Annotated in this window: 25 protein-coding genes; 8 read left to right on the top strand and 17 right to left on the bottom strand. The window is 55.0% G+C overall.

The window, feature by feature from the left end; genetic code table 11:
* Positions 1-14: 14 nt before the first annotated feature.
* Both IGW04_RS11895 and IGW04_RS11890 read right to left on the bottom strand, forming a co-directional pair.
* The gene (locus tag IGW04_RS11895) at positions 15-305 is read right to left on the bottom strand and encodes a hypothetical protein (RefSeq protein ID WP_228527039.1); all 291 of its coding nucleotides are present in this window, start codon (positions 303-305) and stop codon (positions 15-17) included.
* Positions 306-317: 12 nt separating this feature from the next.
* The gene (locus IGW04_RS11890) at positions 318-1,355 is read right to left on the bottom strand and encodes a tyrosine-type recombinase/integrase (protein ID WP_194713294.1); all 1,038 of its coding nucleotides are present in this window, start codon (positions 1,353-1,355) and stop codon (positions 318-320) included.
* A 780-nt stretch (positions 1,356-2,135) separates the two neighbouring features.
* Between IGW04_RS11890 and IGW04_RS11885 the strand changes: the two genes are divergently transcribed.
* From IGW04_RS11885 to IGW04_RS11875, 3 genes are all read left to right on the top strand, one after another.
* The gene (locus tag IGW04_RS11885; RefSeq protein WP_194713293.1) at positions 2,136-2,627 is read left to right on the top strand and encodes a response regulator; all 492 of its coding nucleotides are present in this window, start codon (positions 2,136-2,138) and stop codon (positions 2,625-2,627) included.
* A gap of 190 nt (positions 2,628-2,817) precedes the next feature.
* A complete protein-coding gene (locus IGW04_RS11880) occupies positions 2,818-3,129 on the top strand; it encodes a hypothetical protein (protein WP_194713292.1) in 312 nt (103 codons plus the stop codon).
* The gene (locus tag IGW04_RS11875; RefSeq protein ID WP_194713291.1) at positions 3,129-4,052 is read left to right on the top strand and encodes a hypothetical protein; all 924 of its coding nucleotides are present in this window, start codon (positions 3,129-3,131) and stop codon (positions 4,050-4,052) included. Before IGW04_RS11880 ends, IGW04_RS11875 begins: the two co-directional genes overlap by 1 nt.
* A 450-nt stretch (positions 4,053-4,502) precedes the next feature.
* On the opposite strand, the gene trbC is transcribed toward IGW04_RS11875, so the two are convergent.
* The 4 genes from trbC to IGW04_RS11855 form a co-directional block, all read right to left on the bottom strand.
* Entirely contained in the window at positions 4,503-5,075 is a 573-nt protein-coding gene (gene trbC, locus IGW04_RS11870) for a type-F conjugative transfer system pilin assembly protein TrbC (RefSeq protein WP_228527038.1), read from the bottom strand.
* Positions 5,076-5,181: 106 nt separating this feature from the next.
* Positions 5,182-6,222, bottom strand: a complete 1,041-nt coding sequence (locus IGW04_RS11865) for a TraU family protein (RefSeq protein ID WP_194713289.1) — start codon at positions 6,220-6,222, stop codon at positions 5,182-5,184.
* Positions 6,219-6,848, bottom strand: coding sequence for a type-F conjugative transfer system protein TraW (gene traW, locus IGW04_RS11860; protein ID WP_194713288.1), 630 nt, complete (start codon positions 6,846-6,848; stop codon positions 6,219-6,221). Before traW ends, IGW04_RS11865 begins: the two co-directional genes overlap by 4 nt.
* Positions 6,848-7,570 carry a DsbC family protein gene (locus tag IGW04_RS11855; RefSeq protein WP_194713287.1) on the bottom strand — a complete coding sequence of 241 codons (723 nt, stop codon included), beginning with the start codon at positions 7,568-7,570 and terminating at the stop codon, positions 6,848-6,850. Before IGW04_RS11855 ends, traW begins: the two co-directional genes overlap by 1 nt.
* A 199-nt stretch (positions 7,571-7,769) precedes the next feature.
* Here IGW04_RS11855 and IGW04_RS25740 point away from each other — a divergent pair, with 199 nt between their 5' ends.
* Positions 7,770-8,030, top strand: a complete 261-nt coding sequence (locus IGW04_RS25740) for a SprT-like domain-containing protein (RefSeq protein WP_228527037.1) — start codon at positions 7,770-7,772, stop codon at positions 8,028-8,030.
* 70 nt (positions 8,031-8,100) lie between these two features.
* Positions 8,101-8,616, top strand: coding sequence for a zinc metalloproteinase Mpr protein (locus IGW04_RS25735; RefSeq protein ID WP_228527036.1), 516 nt, complete (start codon positions 8,101-8,103; stop codon positions 8,614-8,616).
* Between the two features lie 75 nt (positions 8,617-8,691).
* On the opposite strand, the gene IGW04_RS26045 is transcribed toward IGW04_RS25735, so the two are convergent.
* Together IGW04_RS26045 and IGW04_RS11845 are read right to left on the bottom strand one after the other, a co-directional pair.
* Positions 8,692-8,817 (bottom strand): hypothetical protein, encoded by a 126-nt coding sequence (locus tag IGW04_RS26045; protein ID WP_267253693.1) that lies wholly within the window; start codon positions 8,815-8,817, stop codon positions 8,692-8,694.
* A gap of 384 nt (positions 8,818-9,201) precedes the next feature.
* Entirely contained in the window at positions 9,202-9,378 is a 177-nt protein-coding gene (locus IGW04_RS11845; protein ID WP_194713286.1) for a hypothetical protein, read from the bottom strand.
* A 408-nt stretch (positions 9,379-9,786) separates the two neighbouring features.
* Here IGW04_RS11845 and IGW04_RS11840 point away from each other — a divergent pair, with 408 nt between their 5' ends.
* Entirely contained in the window at positions 9,787-9,957 is a 171-nt protein-coding gene (locus IGW04_RS11840) for a hypothetical protein (protein ID WP_194713285.1), read from the top strand.
* 53 nt (positions 9,958-10,010) lie between these two features.
* Here the strand turns inward: IGW04_RS11840 and IGW04_RS11835 are convergent, their stop codons facing one another.
* The 3 genes from IGW04_RS11835 to IGW04_RS11825 all read right to left on the bottom strand — a co-directional run bounded on the left by IGW04_RS11835 (position 10,011) and on the right by IGW04_RS11825 (position 10,850).
* Positions 10,011-10,154: a hypothetical protein gene (locus IGW04_RS11835; protein WP_194713284.1), complete on the bottom strand. Its 144-nt coding sequence runs from the start codon at positions 10,152-10,154 to the stop codon at positions 10,011-10,013.
* Positions 10,155-10,249: 95 nt separating this feature from the next.
* On the bottom strand, positions 10,250-10,570 hold the full coding sequence (locus tag IGW04_RS11830; protein WP_194713283.1) for a hypothetical protein: 321 nt from the start codon (positions 10,568-10,570) through the stop codon (positions 10,250-10,252).
* A 121-nt stretch (positions 10,571-10,691) separates the two neighbouring features.
* On the bottom strand, positions 10,692-10,850 hold the full coding sequence (locus IGW04_RS11825) for a hypothetical protein (RefSeq protein ID WP_194713282.1): 159 nt from the start codon (positions 10,848-10,850) through the stop codon (positions 10,692-10,694).
* A gap of 633 nt (positions 10,851-11,483) precedes the next feature.
* Between IGW04_RS11825 and IGW04_RS11820 the strand changes: the two genes are divergently transcribed.
* Positions 11,484-11,714: a hypothetical protein gene (locus IGW04_RS11820; protein WP_194713281.1), complete on the top strand. Its 231-nt coding sequence runs from the start codon at positions 11,484-11,486 to the stop codon at positions 11,712-11,714.
* Between the two features lie 492 nt (positions 11,715-12,206).
* Here IGW04_RS11820 and IGW04_RS11815 read toward each other — a convergent pair whose 3' ends face one another.
* The 3 genes from IGW04_RS11815 to IGW04_RS11805 form a co-directional block, all read right to left on the bottom strand.
* Positions 12,207-12,476 (bottom strand): hypothetical protein, encoded by a 270-nt coding sequence (locus IGW04_RS11815; RefSeq protein ID WP_194713280.1) that lies wholly within the window; start codon positions 12,474-12,476, stop codon positions 12,207-12,209.
* A gap of 209 nt (positions 12,477-12,685) precedes the next feature.
* A complete protein-coding gene (locus IGW04_RS11810; protein ID WP_194713279.1) occupies positions 12,686-13,249 on the bottom strand; it encodes a hypothetical protein in 564 nt (187 codons plus the stop codon).
* A gap of 124 nt (positions 13,250-13,373) precedes the next feature.
* On the bottom strand, positions 13,374-13,721 hold the full coding sequence (locus IGW04_RS11805; protein WP_194713278.1) for a hypothetical protein: 348 nt from the start codon (positions 13,719-13,721) through the stop codon (positions 13,374-13,376).
* A gap of 534 nt (positions 13,722-14,255) precedes the next feature.
* Here IGW04_RS11805 and IGW04_RS11800 point away from each other — a divergent pair.
* A complete protein-coding gene (locus IGW04_RS11800; protein ID WP_194713277.1) occupies positions 14,256-15,086 on the top strand; it encodes a DUF4344 domain-containing metallopeptidase in 831 nt (276 codons plus the stop codon).
* 145 nt (positions 15,087-15,231) lie between these two features.
* Here the strand turns inward: IGW04_RS11800 and IGW04_RS11795 are convergent, their stop codons facing one another.
* The 3 genes from IGW04_RS11795 to arsH form a co-directional block, all read right to left on the bottom strand.
* Positions 15,232-16,218 carry a phosphoadenosine phosphosulfate reductase domain-containing protein gene (locus IGW04_RS11795; protein ID WP_194713276.1) on the bottom strand — a complete coding sequence of 329 codons (987 nt, stop codon included), beginning with the start codon at positions 16,216-16,218 and terminating at the stop codon, positions 15,232-15,234.
* A 306-nt stretch (positions 16,219-16,524) separates the two neighbouring features.
* On the bottom strand, positions 16,525-17,133 hold the full coding sequence (locus tag IGW04_RS11790) for an HD domain-containing protein (protein ID WP_194713275.1): 609 nt from the start codon (positions 17,131-17,133) through the stop codon (positions 16,525-16,527).
* Between the two features lie 255 nt (positions 17,134-17,388).
* Entirely contained in the window at positions 17,389-18,105 is a 717-nt protein-coding gene (gene arsH, locus IGW04_RS11785) for an arsenical resistance protein ArsH (RefSeq protein WP_194713274.1), read from the bottom strand.
* Between the last annotated feature and the right edge of the window lie 8 nt (positions 18,106-18,113).

The following is an 18,113-nucleotide window of genomic DNA, read 5'->3' as shown; positions in this document are numbered from 1 at the left end:
CTTGGGACGGCGCCCTATTTCAGCCTTTGCACCGCTTGTTCATGCAGGTCATTGAATGGCTCGTTTCGCCCCCTGTCGCGGAATTCCACCAGGAGTTCGATCACCTTATCGAAATTCTGCCGGTCCAGGGTATAGAGCAGTTCTGAGATCGGGCCATGGCCCGATAGATCCTTGATGATGGCCTTCAATGCCCGGCTGCCGCTGGTGCCTTCCAGCGAATTGGTGATGGCTACCAGTTCATTCAACTTTTTCTCGTATGGTCCCATGATGTTTTTCTCCTCAATGAAACAGCCTGCGATTGCCAATTGAACTTGCAATCATACCGGTGGCCGATACTTTGATACCAGCCCAATAAAAGTCTCGGTCGTCTTGATGTCGCGGTGTCCCATGAGGTCGTAGAGCTGCTCCAGAGTTGTACCAAGAGCCAGCTCGCGCACGGCAAAGGTGTTGCGCAGGGTGCGGCCGCCCTGGTGGTCCACAGAGGTCATCTCGGCCCGCTCGAAGGTGGCCTTGATCTGGCGATACAGCGTGACCTGGTCGATCTTTTCTTCCTTTCGTAACCCGGCAGGGAAAAGCAGCCTGCCGGGGACATCGAGGCCGGCACGCTCTTTCATCCACGGCTGCAGGTAGCCGACATATTCCTGGCGCAAAACCGTGTCATGCGGCAGGCTGGTGCCGTCCGTGGCGGCGGGATTGACCGCAATGGTGATGGAGCCATCCCTCATCGGCTGGCCGATGTTTTCGACATAGAGGCCGCGGATCTCCGAGACCTTCAATCCTGCACCGATCGCCAGCGCCAGCATGGCGCGATCGCGCCGGCGCTTCCAGTTCTGGCGCGGATCGCCCGGCTCGCCTGGCAGGGCCTTCAGGAACGCTGCCTCCTGCTCGCGCGTAAGCGCAATGGTGGGCTTGTCGACGCCGGCGGCGCCCTGCTCGCGGTTGCGGTACATGCCGTGCGCAGCCATCGAGGCAGGGTTGGGTGCGATGTCCAGATGCCGATAGACGCGCTCGAGCAGCCGCACATGGCGGGTCCGAATGGTGCTGACCATATCCTTGTCGCCCTTGCCGCGGCCGGTGACCTGGGCGTCGAGAAAGCGCAGGATGTGGTCGGGCGTGACGGTAAACAGGTTGACCTGTTCGCCTGCCATCCATTTGACGAACTTGCCGAACATGTGGACCAGGTTCTTGCGGGTGGAGTCGCGCAGCGGACGCTTTTTCTTGTTGACGTCGACGGTGGGCGGGCGACGGCCGTGGTCGAGATAGTCCTCGGACTTGACGAACTCGGCGAAGGCCTCGATGGGCTCGCGTCGCCAGCCATCGGGATGATCGTATAAACCGAGCGTTTTCATATCCATCTGAGGACTCCTCTGCAAGCTGGGCGGCGCTGCCGCCCAGCATTTATTTCTTCTGCCCCTGGACGGTTGATCGGCCCCACCATCCGGGGCGGGAGGGGAACGCTTCCCACGGTATCGAAAGCACAATTACTGGCCAAGCATACAGTAATTAGGGTGGAACAGACAAGAACGCAACAATCTATCCATCACCGCAACCAGACCATAACCCCGATGGATCGACCACCCCACCCCATAAAAAGGACCGGGTATTTTGACGGTCCGTAAAACCCCTCCGACTCGCTTCCTCCCCGATCCGTCGCGCCCGAGAGGATTTAAAAAGAAAAAAGAAAAAAAGGGATTCAACGGACCGTGGCCAGCAGGTCGGCCGCAAATACGCGACCAGAGCAAAGCGCCGGCAGGTAAGCGGAGCCGATATCCCCGCCTCAGGGACAGGATCGAGACGACCGATGAAAAGGAAAAAGAGAAATCAGCGAGTCCCCGTGGCCGGTCCAAGGGCGGCGAGCAGCTGGGCGACGGCACAGGTCGCGGCGTGTGGCGCTTGCGCCAGAAAAATAAGAAAGAGAAGAAAATAAAGGGGATCGAAGGGAGACGGGGACGTCGGCGGAGCGGCCCGGGAGGTAATCGGAGCCGGGATATAGGGGTGTGGTATCGATGGATTGATTATTGCAAAAAGATGTAAAGTTTCTGTGCGGAATGAAACAGAGTGTAATAATGGGGCACTTGCTGCTTGATGTGCGTCTAACGACACGCTTTCATTGATTTACGCGGCGAGGTACATAATTGCTCATCCATTCCAAGAAAATACCCTGGCTAAAATTGGTCTCCATTAACGCTGCGCCGAGCTTCGGCCGTCTGGATGTGCTGGTCGTCGAGAACGACCCGGATCAACTAAGCCTGTTCACGGAAATTCTGGCGGCGGCCGGCTTTTCGGTCCATGGTGCAGCGGCTCCTGATGAAGCGTTGGCGATCCTGCGAAGTGCCCATGTTGACCTGCTTGTGACCGATGTCCGGCTGGACCATGACATGAACGGCTTCGAGCTGGCCAACGAGGCGCAATCCCTTCAGCCTTCGCTCCAGGCATTGTTTATCACCGGCCTCCCTGATGACCTGGCCCGCCGGCAAAGGGGGGCTCCGCCGAACGCTTCTATCCTGCTCAAGGTCTTTTCGCTGAGCGACTTCGTCAACGCAGTGAGCGACGCGCTGGGCAGATCGTTGCACCTTCACGCCATTTCCGATCTGAAGGCACACGCGGCACGGGCACGGTCCCTGTAAAAGCTCACGTTGCGCCCACTTTGGCGCCTGCACCTCCGGTCTGATCCAGTCGCCTTTTTCACCTGCGTGAATATTCCCGCGCATTGATGCTTGCCACCTCACGTGTACAAGCACGGCGAGTAATTGTTTTTCGATGTTTTGCATCTCCTGATATCGCTAACGCCCTCACGGGCCCCATCAGGAGATCCACATGTTTTCTGCTTCCGCAAAAAGAACCTGCTTCGCCGCTCGCACCCTGCTGATCCTCGCCGTCCGGATGATCTGCGACTTCTACAACTGGCTGTTTAATGTCCAAACCGTCTCGGTCATCAACATCGACGGCCGCGGCTTCAACGAGTACGAGTACACCGCGGTCCCTTCCGTCAAACCCAACGTCTATCGCGTGGCCTTTCGCCACTGGATCAACGGCAAGGCAGTCTCGGCCTGGAGCGAAACGATGGACGCGCGTGAATGGCTTTCCATTCGCAACCGTCTGACCGATCAGGAAGTACGTTCTGTCTGATGCTCAACCACCCTGCTCCGGCTTTCGCTCATGCGATGCCGGGGCTTTTCCATTCGTCAATGAAAGTAATATCGGTGCATAATCCATATAAAGCGTGCCAATTTCTAGCAGGGCTATACCGTTTTAATTACAAAGTCATACCGATTTTTATAATCTTCATGTCTATAGATACTGATTTTTTTGAAGCTAGCATCTTTCCCTTTGAAACTTTTCTACTCGAACACGAACTAGGCGAACTTTTCACTAAAGGCACCTTGTACGATAGGGGTGGTAACCCCGTGGGAGGATTGGAATTGCCTCAGTTTGGAGCAAATGGGCTGAGCCTCACGCCGGTTGACGTGGGCCGACTGTTCATGGCTCCGGATTTATCCAAAGTCAGTATAAATGTACTCGCGGAGCACGATGATGGTGCGCCAATGGGGGTAAATGTTTCCTCAGATAATCCTTTTGTGCAACCTGGGCGTCCTGTCACTGTTATCGCTTATCAGACAGATGTGGGAGCAGGTGTTCGGCTCGACAACTTGTATCTCAAAGAAATGATTTTAAAGCCTAAGCCGGACTCGCCAGATCGCTTCGGCACGGTCGCCTTTGGACTAATGGCCGCGACTGCATTCCGACATGGGTTTCATGAAATATCGCTATTTGCAGCGGGCCGTGGGCCAATCGCCCCGGATGACCCTGATGAGATGGTGGGATATTTTGTTTGGCCGAAATTTGGTTTCGATGCAGAACTTCTGCCAATAGATCTTCAAAATAATCCCCTACTGCAGTATTGCCGCTCTGTTCAGGACGTGCTTCTCATCGATCCTGCGTGGTGGGAGAGATTTGGAAGTGGCAGGGAGATGGTTTTCGATTTGAGGGCAAACAGCACTTCCTGGAACATCCTGTTAAACTATGTATTCGATCGCTTGAGCGAGGAATGATGATGGAATCTCGAAAAACCAAGAATTCTGAACTCATCGCTAAGTATAAAAGCGAGGCCTCGGCTCGTCGAGCCGTCAGCGTGCTGAACACCAATTCTGAATCGAACAGTTCTCACTTCCCTCACGACAGTGACACACAAACCGTTCAAAGGACAACACGCGAAGTCCGGGTGACAACAAATCGAGCAGGGGTGATTACTATAGACACCAGCGGGGCCAAACCAATACCTCGGTCTGCAGACAAGTCCAAGATTTTTGGTCGCTCAAGCATCTCGATTCCTGAATACAGGTTGTACCGGAAGTAAGACAAGGCCCGCAGTAGCGAGCCTTTTTATCTTCACGTGTCTACTCACATCGACGTCCGTTCAGAGATCTGCGGGCGTAACAGCATAGTCCCTGGCCAGTAGAACGATTTTCGTTAGCTATTCAATTCTCGATACGGTTGAGGCCTTACCGTAGGACGGAACCGGTACGGCCTGCCAGTCTGATGCGTTCCAGCCGCGCTTCGGCCAGCGTTGCAATCGGCTTGCTGGCCCGCCGGCGGATCGTGTCCAGCGCCACCTGGATGGAAATGTTCCCGGAAATGGTCGCGTAGGTTGTCTCGGGTGCGCAGCCATCCTCCAGCACTGAACTGGCATCTGCTGCAGCCACCGCAAAGGTCGGCACCTTGGTCACCTTGAAGGATTTGAACAGGTCGGGGTGAATGTCCCATTCCGCGCCAGCCTGATTCATGATCAGGGCCGCCTGCTTGGTTGCGGCCAGCGACTCGTCCTTGAAACCGCGCAGCACCAGCACCGCGCCGGTTTCCCTCGCCTGCCGCGCCAGTTCCTTCAGGATGTCGGGTGGCATCGAGAACGACACGAACACGATCAGGTCATGGCTGCTTTTGGGCAGGTCGACCGGCTTGCCGGTCTGGTACTGCTTGACCAGTGCGTCCAGATCCTGCGTGCGTTGCGGCGTTGGCGTCACCTTGGGGACCTCGGTCCTGAAGCTACCTGCCTGAACGCCCTGCCCCGGACTCATTTTCAGGGCTTCCGTGGTAGCGGCACGCTGTTTCGCCATCTGGGCCTTGATGTCCGCCTCGCTTGGCAGTCCCTGCGCGCTGGCACCGGCAGACAGGCCAGTGAGTTCAAGGGCCAGGAGTAACGCCGCTGCAGCAGTCGCGCTTGCGGAAAATCGCATAGGAAAAGTCTCTCATGTTGGGTAAAGGGGCCTGCGTGCCGGACTCGGTCAGGATGGTCGAGCGGCCAATCGGATCGCAGCAGCGGCCATTGATCTTCTTAGTCTGCGGGATCGGGGCCAGGCGCTGGAATTTGTACTGGCGCTTGTCCATGATGATCTGCGGGTAGTAGCCGCACATTGCCCGCTCGCCGGCAGCCGACCACTGGGTGCCGGCCGCATGCAGCTTGGCCAGGATACGGGCCGTTTGCAGCCGCGCTGATTGCTCGTTGCTGACATGGCTGTTATTGGTGCCGGTCAGGGGATACATATGGCCATAGGCGCCAGCGGCCCAGAACATCTCCTGGATCGGGAAACCGGCGGTTGCCGCGACCGCATCGGCCGTGTTGGCCCCGATGGCCAGCAGGCTGCCGAACGGGAAGGCATAGGGCGTCAGGATGCCGGCCAGCTCGTCGTCGTTGTGCGTCGGGTCGGCAAACGAGACCCATGGCACATCCATCCCGCGGTTGTCCAGGCACTGGTCGTCCAGCACCGCGCCAAGCACATACATGGCCGGATTCAGGTACAGGTTGACCTGGCGAAAGGAGGATTTCCCAGAGGCGGAAGCGTTGCGCCGGTGCTTCTGGTCAGTACCGAACGCGTCGGCATTCACGGCGATGTTGACCCGCGCGCCGCCCAGCATCGGAAAGCATCCCGGCGTGGACGTCACGTCCGTCATCATGTCCATCTCCCAGAACGAAGTGGGCACACCGACCTTGGGCACGCCGCCATTGGTACAAGCGCATACGGCCTGGCTGGGGCCGGACTGGTAGTCTTCCTGCCCACCGCTCATCAGGGTGACATTGCCAAACATCTTGATCGGGAAGATGCAGGACCAGCAGACTTCGGTAATGAGGTTGGGGAATTTGCCGGTGCACAGGTCGTCCGCACGGGAGATGCCGGGCAGAACCGCACACGCGGCCAGCAGCCATGCCGCCAATCGTCTTTTCATAGTGCCAATTCCTCAATCATCAGTTGCTTGCCTCGTTGCGACAAGACAGCAGGAACGCGCTTAATATTGAAATGCTTCACCAGGATGCCGCGCTGATCGAAGTACACCGGCCGCTTCCATTCTCGCGTGAGCTTCACGTATGAGCCGCCTACCAGCACGACCTTGTCTTTCGGGTTCGCGTCGGTGCGCTGCTTTGCGTAGGCAACTTGCGCCTCGTCGCGGCCGTCGATGAACACAATGGCCTTGGACAGCTGCGTGTAGTCGAGAGGATTGATCCTGGTGCCGGCCGGGACCAGCACATTACCGAGGTTATCTTTGGCGGTCTCGGTGAACGTGTAGGTCGGGTCGAAGGTCCAGGTCTTTGCTTCCTTGACCTTGGAAATGCCGGGGATCGGCTGCGGATTGTTCACGCCATCGAGCTGCTTGTCCCGGTAGTCTTCCCAGAACTCCTTCATCTTGCCGCCCTTGTCCATCTTGGTCAGGCGGTTCTTGATGGACTCGACCCCATCCTGCTCGGCGAGTTCCCATGTATTGCCATAGGTGCCCAGCTGCTCTGCGCGAACAACCGGGGTCAGGACCGCCGCCGCCGTGGCAACGATCAAAAGGGTTGCCCGCACCGGATGCATTACTGGCTACCTTCGAGCCAGGCGGTGATTTTCTCGGCTGGCGCTGCGCCCGGCAGAGAGCGGCCATCCGGGCTCATCAGGAACGGGGTGCCACGGATGTTGAGCTTCTCGGCCAGCGCGACATTGCGCTCCACCGGATTGGCGCACTTCTTCGACTCCGGCACTTGGCCAGCGATCATCAGGCTGTTCCAGGCACCCTGCTTGTCCTTGGCGCACCAGATGGATTCGGCCTTGTTGCGCGCATCCGGATGCAGCGAGTCGATCGGGAACAGGAATGTGTAGATCGTCACGTTGTCGAGCTTGGCCAGTTCTGGCTCCAGCTTCTTGCAATACGGGCAGTCCGGATCGGTAAAGAGGTAAATGGTCCGTGCGCCGTTGCCACGCTTGGTGACAAACGCATCGGCCAGCGGAAGCTTGGTGACATCGATCTTGTTCAGGGCTTCACGCTTGGGCGCGGTCAGGTCCTGGCGGGTCTGCATGTCATAGACGCTACCGAACAGGAAATAGCGGCCTTCCTTGTCGGTATAGGCGATGTTCTTGCCCATCGTGATCTCGTAGACGCCTGGCAGGGCCGATTTCTCGATATTGCCGAACGTGGTCGACGGATAGCTTTGCTTAAGCTTGTTGAGCACCATCGCGGTATCGGGGTCCATGGCCGGCTGGGCAGCCAGGGCGGTCAGTGAGGTGATGGCCAGCGCCAGGGCGAGCAAAGTTTTTTTCATGCGGTTCTTCCTGAGAGGTTGGTGTGCTGAAGCCCGGAGGGGCAAACGAGTATCAAAAGTGTTTCCGTGCAGCATCTTAGAATTACCTGTTATTGGAGTCAAGTAAAATACAGTATAAATATACAAAACGGATGGCGCTACGTCGCATGTATCTCTAAAATACGGCGATCCCAATTGGATTGCACAATCCACTGCCGCCATGAGCCTGAAGAACCTCCCGACCAAACAGAACTACGATGAGCTGTCGCATGCGTACGACTTTTTCAACCGGCGACTATTTGGCGGAGAGCTGCCGGGCTGCCTGTTCACGCTGCAGCGCAAGTCGCGCTCGATGGGCTATTTCAGCTTCGAGCGGTTCGCCAACCGGGATGACACAAAGAGCGATGAGATCTCGCTGAACCCGGAGTACTTCGCAACCCGGCCCGTGGAAGACGTGCTTTCCACGCTGGTGCATGAGTAGGTCCACCAATGGCAACGCCGCTTAGGCACCCCCCCGGCGCGGGTATCACGACCAGGAATTCGCGGCCAAGATGGAAGCAATTGGCCTCATGCCGAGCAATACGGGCACACCTGGCGGCAAAACCACGGGCGAGAAGATGAGTCACTACATCATGGCCGATGGCCCCTTCATTCACGCCTGCAAGGAACTGCTGCAAACTTCATTCGTCATCGTCTGGTACGACCGCTTCCCGGTCCAGATGGTGCGTGAATATGAGTTTGCGGCGGATACGACCGTCACGGTCGCACAGCCAGCAGCCTCGACCGCGGAGGCGACGCGCGCGGGAGAGATGGAGGTGATCGGGCCCACACTGGCGCAGGCCGCGGGGGCGGCGGCGGTGGTACCTCTCTATTCGGCACCTCCCATAGATGGTGGCCTTGACGTCGAGCGGCCGCAATCTGGCGGATCGGGAGGGGCGGTAACGAAGAAAGCCGATGGCAGCAACCGGACGAAGTATGTTTGTGGCTGCAAAAACAATATCTGGGGCAAGCCCGGCTTGCGCCTGCGCTGCGAAGCCTGCGACACGCGCTTCGCGGCGGCTGTCTAGCCGCATCAACGGACGTAAAAAAAGCCTGCAGGGCAGGCTTTCATCAACGGGATAGCGCCAGCGGCGCGGGTATCCCTAAGCCTGGCGCTTGACCCTGCTCCACTCCGCACGCACGGCGGCGATGGCGCCGATAATCGGGGCAAAGTAGCGCCGCGGGCTAGCTTTGACGATGGCAATGACTTCTTCGATCAGGTTGGACATGCTCGGACTCCATAACATTATTTTGTAATACACATCCATACAATAGTCCTTTGCTGGCAAGTTATCAAGCACGAAATAAGAAAAAGCCCTGATCTCGGAAGAGAATCAGGGCTTGGGCGGTTATTGTCGTGAAAGCGTAGAAGGCCTGCGCAATGGATCAACCGCAGTTGCGGCGTTATCGCTGTGAAACTCGGACTTGATGCCCTGGATGATCCCGGTTACGGGAGCGAAAAACAGCTTGGGGCTATTCTTCGCTATCTCCATCAGGGCCTGTGTCGTTGTTTTCATTCTTGAGAAACTCCTTGATTTCGTTATATGTGGAAGATAGCAGGTAGACGACATAGAGAATGATGTCCAGGACTGCGACAAAATTCTCCAGGCCGGTCAACCCCTTGATGACGACCGGGAAACGTGTGTTTCGCGAGTCAGCCATTCAACAAAAACGGACAGGACGTATGCGCCCAGACCGATTCCGATGAACCAGAGCGTAGCCACGGCGATATACGCCATGACGAGAACCAGTACCTTCCACAGCGGTTTTTTGTCGTTATGATGTGCCATGTGAGAACTCCTTTGTTGGTGAAATGCAGGCAACCTGTTCGCCTGATACCTAGGAGATGGCACACATGGAACGATAAGCATTCGGCGCGCACGACGCGTCGACCGGCGCACTACATTGGGAAGATGGTGTCAGGAGCGATGTCATTGACCGTAGCAATCCGTTTCTCCGATCCGTTCATACGGCCGCGCAGCAATTGATTGAAATCCATGAAATGGCGCATTCGGATTGCTGCCACTGACGGTCCGGATAATAATATTTTGACAATTATTGAATTTGGGAGTGCTTTGGTTTGACGGTTATGCCGCGCATGCCTGGACCGTGCCCTGGTACCACCCGCAGCTAGCCGTCAAGCCAAAGAATTCGCAGGCTGGAATCTTTCGAGCTGCTGTTCTATATGGGAGGTAGCCATGGTCGATACGGTCAAACTGACGAAGGAGAAGGTTCGGGAATACATGCATCGGCGCCAGGTGGAGCATCGCCCGCCACAGACCCAGGAGGAAATCCGGCGACAGCTTGGGTGGGATTTGAATGAAAGGGAACGCGATGAGAACCGTCGACGTGCCTGGCAGCGCCCCTGATCATTAGCGAGCTGCCGTCCTGGCATCGAAGCCCAGTTCTCTATTGACGGGATTTATGGCGAATGGTGGGGTAATTCGTCGGCTGTTCGAAAAAACAGCGCGTCGACTTCCCGTTCCGACAAGATCAGCTTCTGTCCTGCTTCCGTGGTGATGCCAAAGACGGCATGGCATAAGTCCGGGTCCTGTGATTCGCTCATGATGCGGCCATTTCCTGTCCGGCGGCCATCCCGCGTATAAAGCGACATGCCGAGGTTGAGGTCGACTGTCTGGCAATTGTGCATGGCAGGTGCCCTCACTGGTTAAAGCAGTATTTGATATTGCCCAGCGAATCAGCCTGGCCGCAACCTGATTGGGAACCGGTCACGATGGGCAAGGATGAGGTCACTTGCTGACTGGCGCTCCCCAGCTGCGCCCTGACATCATGCGGCAGCAACTGCGCTGCGTTGCCCGCTTCAGCCACGCCGGCGCCGGCGACCTGTTTGGCGGTGCTGGCCACGGATTCGAAGCCGCTGGCCACTGACTTCATCGTTTGCAGACCAGAGGTGACGGTCGGACTGTTGGCGACATACTGGAATCCGAAGAAGCCAGCGATTAGGACAAAAATCCATCCCATGAAATTCCCTTTCTTGTATTGGTAACGGTACTGCCGGCTTCTATTCTACTTTAGCTGTATCGTATAGATACAGTCTGGATAATAAAAAAAGCCCGCCATGGAACGGGCGGGCTGTGGAGAGTCATCCGGCAAAGGTCAGGTAGAAGACCATGCCTATGGCAAGCGCGGAAAGTACGGCATAACCGATCGTTCCCCAGAGGGGAGAACGCGGATCGAATCGCTTCGGCTGTTCCGCTCTGGCTGAAAAATAGTCAAGGGTCTTGGGATCGTGGAAAGGCATTCAGTTCTCCTGGTTGAGTTGTACCCGAGGGATGCATCACACGCTTCAATAACCGACAGGCGAAAGAAAACCCGGAAAAGACAAATGTCTGATCCGGGTCGTGGTTGATGCTGACAGAAGTAGTCAGGTTATCGAGGTCTCGACCGAGACATAATCAACGCGGCAAGGCGCGGCTGGCAGGAGTAGCCAGATTAATGGAGTGCGTCACAGGGACGTTGTGTGCAAGGATGCACGATCCCGGAGGGGAAATAGGCTTGGCACAGAGGATATGCAACCAGTGCACTTACAACGACACGCACTTATAAAAGATTTATTTGATACAAACCGTATAAATCACTTGCACCACGCCAATATTTCCGGTCTAATACCAATCACTGAGACGCGCAACAGCAACCGTCCAGACAGAATAGCTGCACTGATGATTTCCCTCTCCTGAGTTGAAGGAAAGAGCCGAAAGGCTCAACTTGCGACCACGAAGCCCGCCCTTAAACAAGGTGGGCTTTTTGGTTTCTGCGACGCCCGCAAGCATTGTTGGCAAAGAAGACACGATTCTGATCAACACCTCATCAGTTCCGCGAAACTTTCAGGGTGGCATCCATTCTCACCTGCAAGCTTAGATTGCGGTGGGATATCGTGCAAAGCAAGGAATTTCAGAAATTACTGCTGGATCGCCTGGAGAACCTGGAAGCACTGCTGAACCTTCAGATCGAACATATGGAGCGAATGCGGGAGGAGCGTAATCACGCCAAGATACGCTGTCGCCATGCCGAACAGCGCTGCAAAGAATTGGAAGACACGCTGGCAAGCATCACTGCCACGACTTCTTCCCCGCAGCATCATTCGGTTCCCACCAGGACCCGGTGAATATTTCTCCTGTTATTCACGGAATCGATATCCGGTATTGCCAATCGGAATTTTATTTCCTCTGGGACGCTCTATATACTTTCTCTTGTCTCCTCCACCCTCCCAAAGGGATGGATTTAAGCCCGCTCCCAGTGAGTGGGCTTTTTTTTTTGCCCTTTTCCTAAGCAAAAAGAAAAAACCCGCGATCTCTCGATGCGGGTTTCCCTGTCTCCTGCGCTTCCCCTTTGGGTATAGATTTTGTCGAAATGATGCATTGAAAACACTTTTGTGTCTATATGCAGCGCACCAACATTGATCCAAAAAAAACCCGCCTGGCATGGCCGCGGCGGGTTTGAATCCATTCGCAGGGAACGGAGGAGACAGATGCATAGTAGCGAGTACTTGGCCGCTTGGAAGTAGGCGTATTGATGAAGTGCGTGTAGGAATTTTTGCGACGCAACAGAATTGAACAGTGCCGCAGCTGGTCCTGGGTACCCGACAGGGAGAGCAGGCTCATCGTCGCCTGAGTCCTTTTTCCAGTGCCTTGATGGCCCAATCAGGACAGCGCTGCAGCTTCTTTTGCTCGTCGCCGCTGAGCCACCATTTCAAAGTCCGCACCCCGCACGGTCGCATTGACTCCGCCATGACAATGTGGACGATTTCCGCATCGGTCAGCCCAGCAGTTTCGACCAGCTCCCTCAGTTTATTTTTATTCTTCCGAGCCGTTTCCACCGAGGTGGTGACCTTTGCATTTACCCTTTCGGGCCGGTTGTTGGTATCCATCGCATCCCTCTATGAAAAAAGCCCACCCGATCAAGGGCGGGCTGAAGCCATGTTCCAGGGATTGAATTTGGCAAGTTCATCCTAGCAAAAAGGAACCATGCGGACAGTCAGCGAAATTCGGATTGCTGCGTAGGATATTGTGAATGAGCAAATTGATCGGTCTGGCCATAGAAAAACCCCGCATCGATGACGATGCGGGGTTGTAGTGGTTAAGCAGCGGCTAACTCAGCTCCGCGTTCGATGGCGGGTTGGGAATACGCCGGCGGCGGATCAAAGCCCAGATCCGTTACCTCAGCATCAAACAAACTGACGGCAATCGTTCCTGGCGCCGACAACTGTACCGCGGCGATCGTGGCCGGCGTGAGATCCATTGAGTCGTAGAGGGTGGCTTCCAGCGGATTGCCGGTCCATCCTTCTGCGTTGTGCCAGTAGCCGCGTTCGTTCGGGAAATACAGAACGAGCGCATCGGTGCGGACCTGAAGCTGGCCGGTTTTCCGGGCGATCTGATCGGAAAAGGCCTGCGCCTCCTTGCCAGTTGCGAAATCGCCAGCACACACTTCGCCTTTGTCATGCGTCCAGACATACACCGAAAAGAACTCCGGCACGACTGCAAGACCTGGGTAAGCAATACGGGCGATGGACGCATACCGGTCCTGCTCCACACCGATGGCATAGAGCGAGATACGGCCACTGTTTTTAGCCGTGAAGCTGGAAGGCTCCCGGAAGATCGAAGGAAGCAAGGTAGGACGGGAAAATACGACGCTGCGGGGCATAAGTGACTCCTGAAGGGGTTTAGGGAGCAAGCCTTGCGTTGGCTTGACCCAGTCAAAATGCGTCACATGCAACTACAAAAGAAAAGCGCCCCGGAAAAGTCCGAGGCGCATGGTGAATCAAGGTTTATGACGCAGCCAGTGGCGTGGCCGTTGGTTCGCACCGTATCCAGCCAAGATGCGGATACCACTTGGCGGTTGTCAGCGAATCCAGGTAGAACAGATCGGCATCCTGCATCAGATCGAACAGTTCATCCTGCTTGCGTTGGAAAAAGGCGAGCACCTCGGCCGAAACCGGCTCGATACCATTTACGACCGTACCTGACAGTTGCGGGTCATCCGGGCTGCGGTAAAACGCCTGGTGTTCCTTGTTTAATCCACGCCATGAGACACGGCCGGGCAAGCCGTGGATACGGTAGTCTGAAACGCCCTGGTAGTTGGAAATGAACTCGGGTTTGAATGCTGCTGGTGGCATGGCTCTCTCCTAGAAAGGTTGGTCGGATGAGAGGGAATGTGCTTCAAGGAAATGGAAAATAGTCTCGTCGGCCGCAGAAGAAAAACGCCTCCTGAGGTGCTCTGAGGTTTTACCGGCAAGCTGATGAAGTTTGCCAACGGCGGCTTTCGCGTGAAATTCGATTCTAGTACGCACATGACGTCTAACTTGCACAACTTCCGATGAAAATGGCGGCCACCTTGAATAACTCCAGATTTTCAGCGTCATGTGGCATTGCGTGGTTCCTTGTCGTATTAAGAAAAGCAGGGTTCATTCCCCTCGTTAGAGGGAATGACATACGACGAACTGGAACAGGAGTTCCCAGATAAATCTGTGAATACTTGCAGCACGTCCATCAATCAACCCTCCGCGCATGAGTAAGGGAGGGGATGACAGGTGTCTGCTAATTCAGGCATGTCCTCCCGACCCTACAAATACACGATAGTGGCCGGTTGCTCGCCTAAGCAGTAACGAGATTTGATATGATAAGTTTCTCAAAAACAATATTTTCTGAAAATGAAACTCTTTGCGGCGGCGCTACTTGGGTTTGTTTTGAATACAGCGGCTTTCGCCGGCCCTATGCCGACGGTCGAGTTACTCTGGAGCGGCAAGGTCACTCCTTTTTATACATATACTCAAGATTCGCTGAAGCAGGAGAGCATTGAGGAATTCCGCGGCGCCGAGATGGCTGATCGCATGGCCAGATTTGCACAGGGATTTCGGCTTCGCCATGATCTTAGCGTTGGCTTCACCTCGTGTGACACAGCTAATGCATATTACGAGCCGCGAAGCCAGATGATCGTCATATGTACCGAATTTGTAGACCAAGTTCTTGAAGTACTGAAGGCCGATCGTCAGCTAATGGCCCAACTTGATAAACCTCGTCAAATGATATGGGTGAGAGGCGTTTTGTGGGGTGTATTCCTGCATGAACTAGCTCATGCGATTATCCACATTAATGGAGTTCCATATACGGGTCGCCAAGAAGATGTGGCAGATCAATTTGCATTCTGGTTTGCGGCCAATCATATCTCAGCACAAGTCCAGCCAATTGTTGTCCCAACGATTTGGTTTTGGCAGGCGTTGGCACAAAAACATGATTTAGCCGGTCTCACTTCCGATTCCTTGCGACACATTCTGGCAGATGAGCACAGTCTTGATCTGCAGCGCACCTACAACGTGACATGCTGGTTCCTGGGTGCAAACCCGAGCGGGGCAGCTAGCACTGCAAAGTTCGTTGGCCTGTCAGATACGCGCGCTGTACGGTGCCCAGAAGAATATGCCTCTTTGAACAATGCCATGCGCAGTCAGTTCACTAAGTACATTAGGGGTGCAAGCACTCGATAGGCATTTCCTCTGCCATATCGGATGTTGTTGTCAGTCAGACAAATTTTTGAATGCTTAAACGGATAAAACGTACCATGTGATTCAAGCAAATAGAAAAACCCGCGCCTTTGAAGGGACGCGGGTCGGTGGTGATTAAGTGAAGCCGTCAGGTTGGACCCGCAGCTTCGCCATAGGCGCCGGACGGCAGCACCCAGTTTTCCATGAAGATCGGCAGGTCATAATCCTCGGCCATCGCGACCCGGACATGCTCCTGATCCATTGCATAGGGCGTGCCGCGTGCGATCGCCTTGTCGATGTCACCATCGCGTCGCAGCGTTACGCCGAAGTCCTGCTCATGCTGGCGGATCTGGATGACCTTGCGCGGAACAATCTGCGCCACGCTTGCCCATTGGGACGGCGAGCCGAAGATGCACGTCATGCAGCTGCAGCGCGACCATCCGAGAAAGTACGCGGGATGCGCCCGGATGCGATGCCGCTCCAGAATTGCCCATACTTCCTTTTCCGACCATTGATGGACAGGACGCCATTGCCATACCATGCGTTTCCCATTGCAGGTCTTGTGAGGCTCCGCTACCTGATACTTCGCCCTGGCCGAGCTTTCCTCCGCGCGCTCTCCTGTTACCAGGAGTGTTCGCTTACCGTTGAAACGCGCTTGATTGGAGATCGCTATTGAACATATATCGATTTTCAACGAGCTTGAACAACATCTCGTTGATAAGTTAGCTGACTGCTGAGGAAATTTCCGCCTTGTGGACGGTGTTCCCCGGATGCCGCCAGCCTTCATCAGGCCGTTGGGCGTTTCGAACAGCGTAGGTGCGGTCAACGCGTTTTCCCGCAGGAGTTCACGCGCAAAGCCGCCTTCCCTCCAGCTAAAGTACAGCGGAAGACCGAGGGCGTTTGCGAATGCCTTCACATAGCCATGGGTACAGGGCCAAACCATTTTCAACTGGCCAGTGTCGCCATCGTCGATCTCGTGGTGCCAAAGCTCGATGCGGTCCTTGGGAATGCCAAGTTTTAGGCAATGCAGCACGCAGGCCACACTGTCCTTACCGCCTGAAAATCCGATGATGACCTTATCGAACGCGAATGGATCGAAGGCATCGCTGGTGACAAACAGGGCAACTTGTTCCATCTTTCACATCTCCTAAAAGAAAAAGGCCTCGTAGGTAGGCCGGACTTTTAGGGATGAAAAACACCGAACAGGAAAAGATCAGGACCGGGAGATGACCGTCCTTTTAGTGCAATTTTCCTCTGAAGCCGCGGCGATGCCGGGAAATGAAGGGCCACCATATGGTTGGCCCTTTCTTCTGACCCGGAAGAAGTGGCGACGACAGTGTCCGCTTTGGGAGCACAAACGCTCAAAGTGATCGGATCCCGATATGCCTCAGATCGGCCAGAAACGGACAATGTCATGGTGAGCGGTCCATTCGCTTCGTGCTCAACTAGCTTGTCCCAACGTTCCTGATCCTTGCTCTGCAAAGTGTTGGGTTACCCACTTCTCACATTCGGTCCATAGCAGCGGCGCACCTCTTTTGATGACGGGACCATACCGGGATAAAACCTGTTCAAATGAAACACTGTTCTCTGTCCAGGTTCCTCCACCGGTGAATACATTGACAAGCAGTGGCTGAAAGCGATCGAGCGCCTTTGCAAACTTTGCGTCTTCTGTCTCTGCACGCTCAAATTCCTGCCACAAAGCCAGAAACTCATTACCTTGTTGTGGTGGCAATATGCCGAACAATCGCTCCGCTGCTTTCGATTCTTGTTCAGCCTGCAGTTCGCTTGAAGACCCAGTATGGATTGGAAAATCGCCGACATCTATTTCAACGACATCATGCAGCAAGAGCATCTGGATAACGCGATTTGTATTCACGGGGCTGCAGGCATACTCATGCAGTAGTAAGGCATACATCGCTAAATGCCAAGAATGCTCGGCAGAATTTTCCTTCCGACTCTTGTCAAGGAGCGGTGACTGCCGCACGACAGACTTCAGCCGATCGATTTCTCTTAGAAAATTTAACTGCTTTCCTAGAGCTATTAATTTCATAGAATTTTTGCATCCGAATGTGATTTCACAGTATATCGAGCGGATGAGGCGACCGACTGCTTTGACTCGTTCTGAGCCGTCGGTGGCAGACAGCAGCCGGCCATAACCGGTCCTTAGGAAAACAATGGCGACTGACAGCTTTGGACACGAAAGCGGATGTTAGATGACTTCGATTGTCTAAACAGTAGCGGTTCGATGCCATCTTCTAGTTCTGATGCTTCGTGTTTTTTATGTGCCAACATTCTTACGCATCTATCAAATTGAACGCTGATTAACTCGCTTCGAGAGTTCTTCCGCACTTTCCTTGCGCTCGCTGTAGCGATCCACCAAGTAGGGTGCTATATCGCGGGTCAGCAGGGTGAACTTGTAGAGTTCTTCGATCACATCGACGACACGGTCATAGTAGGCCGATGGCTTCATCCGGTCGTTTTCGTCAAATTCCATGAATGCCTTGGCGACGGACGACTGGTTGGGGATGGTGATCATGCGCATCCACCTTCCCAGCACACGCATCTGGTTCAAGGCATTGAATGACTGTGAGCCGCCGGAAACTTCCATCACCGCCAGTGTTTTACCCTGGGTTGGCCGGACAGCGCCGATGGACAGCGGGATCCAGTCAATCTGCGCTTTCATAATGCCTGTCATGGCGCCGTGGCGCTCTGGCGAGGACCAGACCATGCCTTCCGACCATTCGGCCAGTTTGCGCAGCTCTTGGACCTTTGGATGCGTGTCAGGTGCATCATCCGGCAGAGGCAATCCGCTTGGATCAAAAATCTCAACTTCGCCCCCCATCGCTTCAAGCAGGCGGGCAGCCTCTTGAGTCAGTAAGCGGCTGAAAGACCGTGGCCGCAACGATCCGTAAAGCAGGAGAAATCTCGGGGCGTGCGTGGAAGTTGCGACGTTGGTGAAGTCCGTACGCTTTGGAACGCTAAACAGGTCTTCTCTGAGGTTGGGTAAGTTATCGAGTGACATAGTTATGA

This window comes from Noviherbaspirillum soli (genome assembly GCF_015352955.1).
Taxonomy (GTDB): domain Bacteria; phylum Pseudomonadota; class Gammaproteobacteria; order Burkholderiales; family Burkholderiaceae_D; genus Noviherbaspirillum_A; species Noviherbaspirillum_A soli.
The sequence above is the reverse complement of the archived record's forward strand: the minus strand, read 5'-3'. Positions and strand labels throughout refer to the sequence as shown.